Source organism: Halopiger djelfimassiliensis, assembly GCF_000455365.1.
GTDB lineage: Archaea > Halobacteriota > Halobacteria > Halobacteriales > Natrialbaceae > Halopiger_B > Halopiger_B djelfimassiliensis.
This window is the reverse complement of record NZ_HG315686.1, coordinates 840,803-852,669: the sequence shown is the minus strand read 5'-3', so window position 1 is coordinate 852,669 and position 11,867 is coordinate 840,803. Positions and strand designations below refer to the sequence as shown.

Annotated in this window: 11 protein-coding genes, 1 other RNA gene and 1 pseudogene; 5 read left to right on the top strand and 8 right to left on the bottom strand. The window is 65.3% G+C overall.

Going from position 1 to position 11,867, the window contains the following annotated elements:
* Positions 1 to 95 precede the first annotated feature (95 nt).
* Positions 96 to 1,178: a glycosyltransferase family 4 protein gene (locus TX80_RS15085; RefSeq protein ID WP_049923974.1), complete on the bottom strand. Its 1,083-nt coding sequence runs from the start codon at positions 1,176 to 1,178 to the stop codon at positions 96 to 98.
* A 136-nt stretch (positions 1,179 to 1,314) separates the two neighbouring features.
* Here TX80_RS15085 and TX80_RS15080 point away from each other — a divergent pair, with 136 nt between their 5' ends.
* The 3 genes and pseudogenes from TX80_RS15080 to TX80_RS15070 form a co-directional block, all read left to right on the top strand.
* Entirely contained in the window at positions 1,315 to 1,599 is a 285-nt protein-coding gene (locus TX80_RS15080) for a ribonuclease P protein component 4 (protein WP_049923973.1), read from the top strand.
* 69 nt (positions 1,600 to 1,668) lie between these two features.
* Entirely contained in the window at positions 1,669 to 1,917 is a 249-nt protein-coding gene (locus TX80_RS15075) for a YhbY family RNA-binding protein (protein WP_049923972.1), read from the top strand.
* Positions 1,918 to 2,039: 122 nt separating this feature from the next.
* A pseudogene (locus tag TX80_RS15070) lies at positions 2,040 to 2,330 on the top strand (mechanosensitive ion channel family protein); the annotation flags it as partial.
* Between the two features lie 28 nt (positions 2,331 to 2,358).
* Here the strand turns inward: TX80_RS15070 and TX80_RS15065 are convergent.
* The 7 genes from TX80_RS15065 to TX80_RS15040 form a co-directional block, all read right to left on the bottom strand.
* Positions 2,359 to 3,165 carry a LolA family protein gene (locus TX80_RS15065; protein WP_049924113.1) on the bottom strand — a complete coding sequence of 269 codons (807 nt, stop codon included), beginning with the start codon at positions 3,163 to 3,165 and terminating at the stop codon, positions 2,359 to 2,361.
* Between the two features lie 66 nt (positions 3,166 to 3,231).
* A complete protein-coding gene (locus TX80_RS15060) occupies positions 3,232 to 4,140 on the bottom strand; it encodes a DMT family transporter (RefSeq protein ID WP_049924112.1) in 909 nt (302 codons plus the stop codon).
* A 108-nt stretch (positions 4,141 to 4,248) separates the two neighbouring features.
* Entirely contained in the window at positions 4,249 to 4,977 is a 729-nt protein-coding gene (locus TX80_RS15055) for a helix-turn-helix domain-containing protein (RefSeq protein WP_049923969.1), read from the bottom strand.
* Positions 4,978 to 5,477: 500 nt separating this feature from the next.
* Positions 5,478 to 5,789, bottom strand: an RNA gene (gene ffs, locus TX80_RS18755) — signal recognition particle sRNA.
* Between the two features lie 93 nt (positions 5,790 to 5,882).
* Positions 5,883 to 7,187 carry an outer membrane protein assembly factor BamB family protein gene (locus tag TX80_RS15050; protein ID WP_049924111.1) on the bottom strand — a complete coding sequence of 435 codons (1,305 nt, stop codon included), beginning with the start codon at positions 7,185 to 7,187 and terminating at the stop codon, positions 5,883 to 5,885.
* 160 nt (positions 7,188 to 7,347) lie between these two features.
* Positions 7,348 to 9,606: a CDC48 family AAA ATPase gene (locus TX80_RS15045; protein ID WP_049924110.1), complete on the bottom strand. Its 2,259-nt coding sequence runs from the start codon at positions 9,604 to 9,606 to the stop codon at positions 7,348 to 7,350.
* A gap of 195 nt (positions 9,607 to 9,801) precedes the next feature.
* Positions 9,802 to 10,170: an Hsp20/alpha crystallin family protein gene (locus TX80_RS15040; RefSeq protein ID WP_049923967.1), complete on the bottom strand. Its 369-nt coding sequence runs from the start codon at positions 10,168 to 10,170 to the stop codon at positions 9,802 to 9,804.
* Between the two features lie 139 nt (positions 10,171 to 10,309).
* On the opposite strand from TX80_RS15040, the gene TX80_RS15035 reads away from it, so the two are divergent.
* Positions 10,310 to 10,660, top strand: coding sequence for a DUF5798 family protein (locus TX80_RS15035; RefSeq protein WP_049923966.1), 351 nt, complete (start codon positions 10,310 to 10,312; stop codon positions 10,658 to 10,660).
* A gap of 156 nt (positions 10,661 to 10,816) precedes the next feature.
* Positions 10,817 to 11,797, top strand: a complete 981-nt coding sequence (locus TX80_RS15030; protein WP_049923965.1) for a PLP-dependent cysteine synthase family protein — start codon at positions 10,817 to 10,819, stop codon at positions 11,795 to 11,797.
* Positions 11,798 to 11,867: the final 70 nt, after the last annotated feature.

Genomic DNA, 11,867 nt, shown 5'->3' with positions numbered 1-11,867 from the left:
CCTATTATTCTGGTATATAACAGTATTGCGTACTACATTCGGTTGCATGGAATGATTAAGAATCTTTCCAATCACGGATTCGTTGATTCAGCGGCTCAATCGTCGACACTCCGAACGGATACCTGTCGGTACAGTTCGAGTAACCGTTCGCCGACCGTCTCGAGATCGTGTTCGGCGGCGGTCTCGCGGGCGTTTCGACCCAGCCGTCGCCGGAGGCCGGGATCGGCTGCGAGCCGCTCGATCGCGTTCCGGAACTCCGCGTCCGTCGTACACTTCAGGCAGTCTTTCCCGTCGGTGTAAAACTCCTCGAAGACGGGAATATCGCGTATTACGACCGGCTTTCCACAGGCCATCGCCTCGAGAACGGCGATGCCCTGGTTTTCGACCCGGGTCGGAAAACAAAACACGTCGCCGGCACCGAAGGCCCCGCGTTTGTCGTCGATCCATCCGGTGAACGTCACGTTGTCCGGCGGCTCCTGTGTCCACTTCCTGATAGCCTGACTCGCCAGCGGCCCGCGATCGTACGGGCCGAACCAGACGAATTCGTATGGAAGCTGCCGGGCAAGCCGGCAGAACGTCGAGACGCCCTTCCGTTCGAAGACGTTCCCGACCGCGAAGACGACCGGGTCGTCGCCGTCGATACCGTACCGGCTCCGATAGGGCTCGCGGAGCCGTTCGTACCCTTTCAGGGACGCCACGTCGACGCCGTTCGTGATCGGTTCGATCGGTGCGTCGACCGACTCGTTCTCGAGGTGGCGCTTCGTTGCTCGGCTGGGACAGCACACGAGATCGGCCTGCGAGTAGAACCAGCGGAGATACCGCCCGAGCGGTCTCGAGATCGCGTTCGATCCGCGGAAGCTGTCGCGGAAGTCCGCGCGGGTAACGTGGGCGTGCAAGACCAGCGGCCGTCCGGTTCGGATCGCGTGTCGTGCGACCGCGATCGAACCCGGACCGACCGCGTTGCAGTGAGCCAGGTCGTAGTCGACGATCGGCCAGGTGGCCGCGCCGCCCCGAAACGCACACCGTGGGTCGCGCCAGGGATCGGTCACGACCTCGAGATCGACGGCGAACGCTGCGTCGGCGATCCGCGACAGCGCCGTCCGTTGCTGAGCGGCGGCCGTACTGATCCCGCTGCGTGCTAGCAGCGATCCGCACTCGAGGTAGTTCAGGACTCGCACGAACCAGTATCCTCACCGGCCGGCCTCAAAACGGTACTCCCGCGCGAGCGCCGTTCGGCGGCGGCGATCGCGCTCCGGGCGGCTCGTTCCAGCGCGGAACGCAACACCAATAGGTGCACCGACGAAACACGGACGCATGACCGCGGACATCGCCGTCGAACGGATCGAGCGCCTCCACGACCTCGCTCGAGCGGCGGCGACGGCGGACGACGACGACCGTGCCCGCTACTACGTCCGACTCGCGCGCCGCGTCGCCGAGCGCAACCGACTTTCGCTTCCGCGGACGTTTCGGCGGTTCACCTGTGACGCCTGTGATGCGTATCTCAGACCGGGTGATAACGCCCGCGTCAGGCTACAGGACGGCCACGTCGTCGTCACCTGTGAGTGTGGTCACCACGCCAGATACCCCTACGAGGACTGATCGTCACGTTGCGTTCGAAGCGGTTTCGTTTCGAGAAGATTCAAGCGGGTCGCCCCCCTAGGCGGGGTTATGGATCAACAGGAACTCAAACGGAAAGCACACGACCTCGACGTCACCGTCTGGGTCGGCAAGAGCGGTATCGAATCGGTCGTCGACGAACTCGACGATCAGCTCTCGAACAGGGACCTCGTGAAGGTGAAGTTCTTGCGCGCCGCCCGCGCCGGGAGTTCGACCGAGGAGAAGGCGGCCGACCTCGCGGACCGCGTCGACGCCGACCTCGTCGAAACGCGCGGCCACACGGCCGTCGTGCATCGATGACCGCCGTCCCCGGTTTGGTCCCACTACCTTTCAACAGCGAGAGAGTCGCGCCGTTCACGGGGGGCGCGAGTCGAGTCAACTCGGTTACAGTACCGCCACGTTACTGCGACGACGACATCTAGCAAGCAACCGACAGCATCGTCGAGGAAGCCGGACGACATCCCGACATCATGGACGACCCTGCGCCGTCGGTCCGGGTGACGGAACTCAACGACTCCGACGTCGGTCTCCAGTCGCGGTTCTGGATCGAAGACCCCTCGCGGGCGGACTTCGTCCGAATCAAAGGCGAGTACGTCACCACGGTCAAGCAACGGTTCGACGAGGAGGGGATCGACATCCCGTACCCGGTCCGGACGCTCGAGGGCGGACTGGCGTTCGAGAACCCCTCGAGCGTCGTTCAGCCGGCCGAATAGCCGGCGTCGCGTTTCGTGCCGGACACAATCAATTGAGCTCTTCGACCGTCGCGTTCTCCGGCGGCTCGAACGCGAACCGATCGTCGGACAGGTCCGTATTGAACTCGATCGTCTCGAACCGTTCGGTCATCACGTACTGGTCGTCGTCCGTTCCGTTGACGACCAGTTCTTCCTGCAGCGGATACTTGTACTCCGTATCGATCCAGATCGTCTGTTCGGTGATGTCGAGTTCTTCGGACGGATCGACCGTTTCGAGCGCGTAGACGAACTCGGTATCGCCAACGAGCAGCGATATTTCGTCGACAACGGATTCGTTCTTGGCCGTTGCAGAGAGAACGTGTGCCTCACGGCCGGCGACAGTCTCCGTCCCCTGGTACTCGAGATCGTAGAGGTCGCGTTGGCGGTCGGCTTCGTCGGCCCGTGCGTCGCGGACCGCCTCGTTGTCGAAGGGGTCGTCGGGTTCGAAGACGCTTGCGGTGTTCGATTTCGGGTCGTACCACCACGACGCCGAGGCGTTGGAGACGTACTGCTCACCGACGCGATCGGAAACGGACGACTCGAGCACTTCGCTGCGGAAATCGACGTAGGGGCGTTCGGAAACGCGAACGACTTCGGTGTGTGTCCCGTTTTCAGTCGATACGATCGTCGTCTGGTTGCCGTGGACGTCCTCGAGATCGTCGCTGTGAACGAACGCGCCGTCGAAGACCTCGTCCGGATCGGGATCGGCCTCGGCAGCGACGCCGTTGTCGATCGCCGGCGGAGCGAGCGTAATACACCCGCTGAGGAGGACGAGCACGACGAAACCGAGTCTGGCTACGGATCTGAACAGCGCCATCATGCTACCGTTCCACAATAGTTGCCCTAAATCTTACTGTTACCAAACGGTATTTTTCACGGTCAGCTACGCGGCCGTTCGCGTCGTCGAGACCAGATAGACACCCACGGCCATCACGACGCCGCCGAGAACGAACCGGGACCCGAGCGATTCGCCGAGCAGCGTCGCCCCGAAGAGCGCGCCGACGACGGGCTGGCTGAAGAAAAACGCCGAGATGACGCTGGCGTCGACGTACTCCATTCCCTTGTACCAGAGATACCACGCTGCGGCCGTCCCGAGCAGCCCGAGATACAGGACCGCGACGATCAGCGCCGGCGTCAGTTCGATCGCCCGCAGCGAGGCGTCGGTGACCGCGACCTCGAGCGGCACCAGCGCCGCGAGCATCGGAACCGCGGCGACACACGAGTACGTCGCCGTCTCGAGGGCGGAGTACCGGTCGATCAGGGGTTTTCCCCAGACGGTGTACAGCGCCCACGTCGCGCTCGCCAGCAGGAGCATGACGACACCCGTCGTCGCCGCGCCGGCCAGTTCCGAGAGGTCGTACTGGCCGGTCAGTACGACGATCGTTCCGGCGATAGCGACCAGCATGCCGACGAGCAGCCGCATCGAGAGCCGCTCCCCGAGCAGCGTCACCCCGAAGAGGATCGTAAAGACCGGCGTGAGAACGGTGATGAGCGAGCCCTGACTCGCCGTCGTCAGCGCAGTGCCGAGAAACTGGGTCGCAAGCGACGTGGCGACGACGGCCCCGAGCGCGGTGAATCCGAACAGATCGCGCCGCGTAAACTGCCGTGCCGGATACGTCAACTGGACGACGACGAGCAGCGCGACCGCGCCGACGACGACCCGCAGAAACGCAAGCGTCAGCGGCGGCACGGCGTCGAAGCCCCACTTGCTCACGACATAGAGGCCGCCCCACAGGGCGGCCGCAGCGAGCGGTGCCAGCGCGAACAGATACGTCGAGACGGTCGATAGAATCGTTCCCGAGAGCGAGACGTCACGGTTCCAGTTTCGAATCACACGCTGGATTACGAAGCTCCCGGGGATGGGTGCTCTCGTTAGGATGTTAACCCCGTCGCTCACAGATCACTCGCCGGTCGTGCGAGCGTGTCGATCGGTCGACTCGAGGGCGGTCACCGTCGGTGCGAGCAGTTTGCGCTCGGCCCGGCGCAGCGTCTTCGAGACGGCGGCGTCCGAGACCTCGAGCGCCGCTGCGAGGTCGCCGAGCGTCGCCGTCCGCGGAACGTCGTAGTAGCCCGCGTCGACGGCCCGGCGGATCGTTTCGCGTTCGGTCCGGGTCAGTCGGCGCGCTCCCTCGAGTACCGTCGTGCCGACGACGTCGGCGCGGACGTCCTCGAGCACCGTCGCGGGGTCGACGCGTCGCCGGTCGCGGATCTCGTACTCGTCGTCGTGTCTCTCGAAGGCCGCCAGCGCGCCCTCGGCGGCGACCTCGTCGTCGAAGCCGATCTCCCAGCGCTCGCTCCCGCCGACGTTCTCGAAGGGGCCGGTGAGATAGCCGTCGTGTTCGACCACTGCCCCCATCATGTTCGTCGTTCCCATCGTTAGACGCGCCCGCGCCGCGTGCCCTTGTTTGGCGAGGAGTTCGAACGATTTCGTCTCCTCGTGGGTCCGGAGCACGTCCAGCCCGCGTTCGACTTCGGTTCGATCGCTGCCCTCCGCGAGTACGCGAAGCTCGAGCCGCGACCGGTCGTGGTGGTAGTGCCAGTGTGGGGTGACGAACGCCACGTCGTGGGCTCCACTGGCCGCGCTCAACGGGCAGTCACACTGTCGGACCGAAAGCGCGAGGGAGATCATACCGACTCCTCGGGCCGGAGCACCAATCGACTTGCGATCGCGGCTACTTCTTCCCGTCGACGCCGCCTTCGGACGGGACGGTCGCGGGCCGGACGGCTGCCCGTTACCGAGATCGATTACTACGTCCACAACAGCGGGAGATAGAGACCGATCCAACCGACGATAGCGGCGATCTGGAGTCCTCGAGTGAGGGGTTTCCACCCCGTCAGGAGCAGAGACGCGACGACGGTACCGCGAGCACGGGACCCGTGACGAGTCCGATTCGAACCGGCCCCGTACGGGACGTCCATACGATGACTATTCGGGCCGAATATTTCGATGTATCGGGAACGGTATCTGCTCTGGGCAGTCACGGACCGAGGGCCGTACGGAATGCGATCCCTGCGACCGAAACGATCGTTTACCGACTGCTGTGCGAGGAGACCCTCGTGGTTGCTACTTTCGGGTTGTGCTGTGTCTCGAGAGGAGTGCCGCCGCTCGCCGTACAACGATACGGTATGAATGTGGAACCCACGGTTGCCCGGCGTTCCGGTCGGGGGAATCCCGGTTGCCTTCTCCACCCCGCGACCCGTCGAGCGACAGGTGTCCGGCGGTCCACTGCTCGCTTCCGCGCCTGATGGGCTGTCGCCGGCTAACCGCGATGGGACGTCCCTGCGGACGGCCATCGCGGACCGCTGTCCCCGACGGACGAGGCTTCCACGTTGGCTCCCGGGGCCCCGGCCGGTCTGACCGGACGCCCGCGGTGTTCGGTCCCCGCTGAAGGCCATACTGCGGGTAACGAGCAGGGCCTAACTGCCCGACCTATCCATCTCGTCGTAGTCGGGGCGAACTTAAGGACCTTTCGCCTCTCCGATCGCCGGAGGGAACGGGGATCTCACGCGCTCGAGGCGGCGGCGCTTGCGGTTCTATCGGGACGCTTCGTCCGGTTCGATGAGGGCGTGAAGTCCCCCGCTGGGGAAGAAGACGGCCCCGCCGACGACCGGCGCAACGTCGCCGCTGCCGGAGGTGGCGTCCGACCGGTATCGCCACAGGAGGTTCCCGTCTGTCCCGTCGTACGCCTCCATCGTGTTCAGCCCGCCGGCGTAGACGACGCCGTCGGCGACGACGGGCGGATCGTTACTGCCCGTTTCGGTCGTCCAGCGTTTCTCGCCGGTTTCGGCCTCGAACGCGGTCAGCTGCCACGCGTTCGTGACGTACAGCGTGCCGTCGTCGACGGCCGGCGACGTGACGGGTTCCAGTCCCGACCCTTGGCCAGCGCTTTCGACCGCCTGGCTCCAGCGCGGCGTTCCGTCCCGATCGAACGCCGCGACGGTGCCGTCGCCGACGGGAACGTAGAGAGCATCGTCAACGACGGTCGGCGGTCCGGTAACCGGGCGCTCGACGTCGCGCGACCACTGCCGCTCGCCGTCGGCGGCCGACAGCGCGACGAGTTCGCTCCCACCCTGGTAGACCATCCCATCAGCGACCGCCGGCAGCGTCGGCCAGTACGTCCCGTCGTCCGCCAACGCGGCGGTCCAGCGCTCGTGCCCGCTCTCGAGGTCGATCGCGACGAGCGTCGGCGGACCGGAGTACGTGGTCTCGATGGCGTAGACCGTTCCGTCGGCGACCGTCACCTCGTCGTTGAGGTCGCGATCGACCCGCCAGCGTTCGGTTCCGGTGTCGGCCTCAAGGGCGACGACCGAGGGACCGACCCCCTGAACGACCGTCCCGTCGGCGACGACGGTCCCGCCGAAGGAGTTGGTCCCGGGGTAAGTCCACTCCCACTCGATCTCGCCGGTTGCGCCGTCGAGGGCGTAGACGGTCGTTTCCGCACCGTCGTTGCCGACCGAGCGTCCCTCGGCGACGTACACCGTCCCGTCGACGACTGCCGGCGACCCGATTTCGTAGTACGAGTCGTCCTCGCCCTCGCGGAACGTCCAGGCGGCTTCGACGTCGGCGGTCGGTCCCGTACCGGCCGCGGCACCGACGTGATCGGGACCGTACTGGTGCATCCGGTAGGACCCGGCGTCGGTCAGGTCGGGTCGTAATTCGGCGACCGACTCGGCCGGATCGTCTCCCGAACCGGTCGGATCGGCTGCCGGGTCCGTTTCGGTCTCCCCCTCGAGTGCGTCGATACAACCCGAGAGACCGGTCACGAGCGTCGCGCCGGCGGTCGTCAGCAGATCGCGCCGACGCCGACGACGGGATTTCGGCTCCCTCGAAACTGTCATAAAACCCGATAGAAAGTCGGCCGACATATAGGTTCCCGATGAAGTCCGGCGGCTCGTCGAAACGACGCTCGAGGAGAAGTCGGTCGAACGGGCGTTCGGAGGTCGGCCGTGTCGGCGAGCCGCGACTCGGAGAGCGCAGTCGCCCTCCGTGTGGACCCGCCTACTCGGCTTCGGTTTCGGCGTCTTCGAGGACCTCGTCGAAGCCGCCCGCCTCGGGACCGGTTTCGAACGCCGCGGTCGATTCGGGCGAGACCTCCTGTCGGGCCTGCTCGAAGTGCCCGGCGGTCAGAACGATCTCGTCGACGTCGCGCTCCTCACCGGCGGCTTCGGCCTGAACGTGATCGCGGACCGCGATCGTCGCGGCCTCCCGACAGACGGCTTCGATGTCCGCGCCGGTGTAGCCGGCCGTCTCGGCCGCGAGGGTGTCGAGGTCGACATCGTCGGCGAGGGGCCGCTCCTGAGTGTGAATCCCGAAGATCTCGCGGCGGGCCTCCTCGTCCGGCTCGGTAACCGCGACGTGACGGTCGAGCCGGCCCGGCCGCAGGAGGGCGTCGTCGATCAGCTCCGGCCGGTTCGAGGCGGCGATGACGACGACGTCCTCGAGTTCCTCGAGTCCGTCGAGTTCGGTCAGCAGCTGAGAGACGACCCGTTCGCCGACGTTCGAGTCGCCGACGCCGCTGCCCCGTTCGCTCGCGATGGCGTCGATCTCGTCGAAGAAGACGATCGTCGGCGCGTTCGCCCGGGCCTTCTCGAAGACGTCGCGGACGGCCCGCTCGGATTCGCCGACGAACTTGTCGAAGAGCTCGGGGCCTTTGATCGAGATGAAGTTCGACTGGGCCTCGTTGGCGACGGCCTTCGCGAGCAGGGTCTTGCCGGTACCCGGCGGGCCGTACAGCAACACGCCCTTGGCGGGACTGAGGTTTACCCGCTCGTAGGCGTCGGCGTGCTCGAGCGGCCACTGGACGTTCTCCCGGAGCCGTTCTTTGGCCGCCTCGAGACCGCCGACATCGTTCCACGTGACGTCGGGGGTTTCGACGAAGACCTCCCGCATCGCGGAGGGTTCGATCCCGCGAAGCGCGCGCTTGAAGTCGTCCGCGGTGACCTCGATTTCGTCGAGGACGTCGGCATCGATCTCGTCGGCCTCGAGATCCAGTTCGGGACGGAGCCGCCGCATGGCCGTCATCGCGGCCTCCTTCGCGAGGTTCTCGAGGTCGGCCCCGACGAAGCCGTGGGTGTTCTCGGCGTAGCGGTCGAGATCGACGTCTTCGGCAAGCGGCATGCCGCGGGTGTGGATCTGGAGGATCTCTTCGCGACCGTCGACGTCGGGGACGCCGATCTCGATCTCGCGGTCGAACCGGCCAGGACGGCGCAGCGCGGGATCGATTGCGTCGACCCGGTTTGTCGTCCCGATGACGGTGATCTCGCCGCGCTGTTCGAGGCCGTCCATCAGCGAGAGCAGTTGCGCGACGACGCGGCGTTCGACGTCACCCTGGACATCTTCGCGTTTGGGGGCGATGGAGTCGAGCTCGTCGATGAAGACGATCGCCGGCTCGTTCTCCGCGGCCTCCTCGAAGACTTCGCGTAGCTGCTCTTCGCTCTCGCCGTAGTACTTCGACATGATCTCCGGGCCGGAGATCGTCCGGAAGTGGGCGTCGATCTCGTTTGCGACCGCCCGAGCGATCAGCGTCTTGCCGGTGCCCGGCGGCCCGTGCAGGAGGACGCCTTTGGGCGGCTCGATGCCGAGCGCTCTGAACAGTTCGGGGTGGCGCATCGGCAATTCGATCATCTCCCGGACCTGCTCGAGTTCGTCGTCGAGCCCGCCGACGTCCTCGTAGGTGACGTTCGGCGTCTCCCCCCGGGAGTCGCCCCCTTCGATCGGTCCTTCGGCCTCGATCTCGAGTTGGTCCGGGGTCCGATCGACGACCTCGATCTCGGTCCCGCTTGTGATGACGACCGTTCCGCTCGGCTCGGTGTCCACGACGGTTACCGGCAGTCGCCGGCCGGAGCGACTCGTCAGGAGTCCGAAGCCGAGCGAGAGCGAGAGCGTCTCACCCGGGCGTACGGCTCGCTCCGAGAGTTTGTCCTTGAGATACGAGCCGACGTCGCCCTGAATCCGGACGTTTTCCGGGAGCGCGACCGTAACCGTCGACGCCGGCTCGACGTTGGCCGCTTCGACGGAGACGGTGTCGTCGATCCGCGCGCCAGCGGCCTGGCGCAACTGCCCGTCGATCCGGACGATCCCTCGCCCGGTGTCTTCGGATCGGCCGGGCCAGACCCGCGCGATAACGCGGCCGTCACGGCCCTCGATCGCGACGAACTCACCGCTTGTGACCCCCAGTTCGTCCATCGCGGCCCGGTCGATCGAGGCGAGACCACTCCCCGCGTCTTTCCGTTTGAGCGGTTTTACGCTGAGTTGCATCGGTCGAATCGTCTCGACCGTCGACGCGCGAGCATGCCGCCGTCGACTCCGAAACGACCAGAAACGACCGGTCGACACGAGAGAACGGACGCGTCGACGGGAGGGGTGGTTCACCGGCCGGAGCCGGGACGCGGTTCATCGGCGGCGGTGCCCGGAGGCGATACACGCAACGGAACCGGCGACGATCGGGTGACGTTAGCCCTCGAGCGGGATCTCCTTGCCGTGGGTGGTCGCACCCCGGATCGGCAGGGCGACCTCGAGGACGCCGTTGGTGTACTCGGCGACGATCTCGTCGTCGGCGATGTCCTTGGGGAACCGGAACCGGCGGTGATAGGTCTTCTTCCGGCCGCGTTCGTCGTCGACGTGTTCGGCGGCAATGTTCAGGACACCCTCGTCCCAGGCCAGATCGATCTCGTCGGTCTCGAACCCCGGCATGTCGATCGTCAGGACGAACTCGTCGTCTTCTTCGTACAGTTCGTAGTCGCTGCCTCCGCGGTCACCGAACAGCTGGGATGGCATGTCGAGGCTCTGGGTCCAGGTGCTTGCGCTCGGTCGGAGCACCATGGCTGTTCACCTCGAATTCAGTCGATGATTGAACGCGGTTCGTAATAAGACTTTCGAACCATGGTAATAATGAACAAGAGGTTCAGGACCATGTACCGAGAGGAAAAGGCCCATTAGCCGGCCAACACATCACACGGGTATGGGACTCGGCAGCACTGCAAAGAAGATTCAGGGCCTTTCGGACCGGGCCGAAGCGATGTACAAACAGGTACAGCAACTCCAGAAACGAATTATCAGCCTCGAGGAGGAGATGGACGACACCCACGATACGGTACGGCGGCTGGACCACCAGCTTACGGAACAGCGGGCGTTGCTGCTCGCGATCGCCGAGGAACAGGGGATCGACGGCGAGCAGATCCTCGCGGACGCGGCGATCGACGAGGCCGAACTCGACGGAGAAAGCGAGGGTGAAAGCGACGCAAACTCGGAGACAGACGAGAACGCGGACTCGACCGCCGAAAGCGAGTCGACCGACGCGACGGCGGAGTAACGTCGATCCACGGGTTGTGATCTCGTCTCGCGTTTCCCGTCTCGAAAGCTCCGTATACAACTGTGTGTTCGGATACGTTTTCGTCGTCGTCGACCGGGTCCGGCGGTAGCGGTCGTATCGCAACTGCTAACAGTGGGGGCAACATTTGCCAGCACGATGACTATCCACGAGCGACCGCTGGAATCGGTGCTGGAGACGGTCGGTCAGACACCGCTCGTCCACGTTCACGGCGGCCCGGACGACGTTCGTATTTACGCGAAACTCGAGTCGTTCAATCCGGGCGCGAGCATCAAAGACCGCATCGGCCGCTATATGCTCGAGCGGATGCTCGAACGGGGTGACGTGCCGGCGGGTGGAACGATCGTCGAGCCGACTGCGGGCAACACGGGGATCGGGTTCGCGATCGCCGCCGAGCAGCTCGGACTCGACGCGATCTTCGTCGTTCCCGAGCGGTTCAGCGTCGAGAAACAGCAGTTGATGGAGGCCCTCGGCGCAGAGATCATCAACACGCCGACCGAGGACGGCATGGAGCGTGCGATCGAGCGCGCCCACGAGCTCGCCGCGGAACTCGACGACGCCGTCGTCCCCCAGCAGTTCTCGAATCCGCTGAATACGGAAGCCCACTACGAGACGACCGGTCCCGAAATCTACGAGGCCCTCGACGGCGAGGTCGGTGCGGTCGTCGCCGGCTGTGGAACGGCGGGCACGCTCATGGGAATCGCCCGCTACGCGCTCGAGCAGGATTCGGAAACACACGTCGCAGCCGTCGAGCCCGAGGGATCGGTCTACGGTGAACTCTTCGGCGAAGAGCGTACCGAAGACGAGTACAAGATCGAGGGGATCGGAACCCACGACGTCGAAACGAACGAACTGTTCGACCCCGAACTGGTCGATGCGGTCTACCCCGTCTCCGACCGGGATGCACAGGACGAACTCAAGCGCCTCGCCCGCGAGGAAGGTCATCTCGTCGCCTCGAGTGCAGGCGCTGCAAGCGTCGCCGCACGACGGGTCGCCCGGGAAATCGCCGACGGGGACATCGAGACGCCGCACAATACGGTCGTCACGGTGTTTCCGGACTCGAGCGAACGCTACCTCTCGAAGGGGATCTACCGGTCGTTCGAGGAGTGGAGTTCCTGATTCGATCGGACGGTCGGGCCGCCCGCTCGCACGTGTGTCACTGTTTGAAGTCCGACAAACCACCAGTATC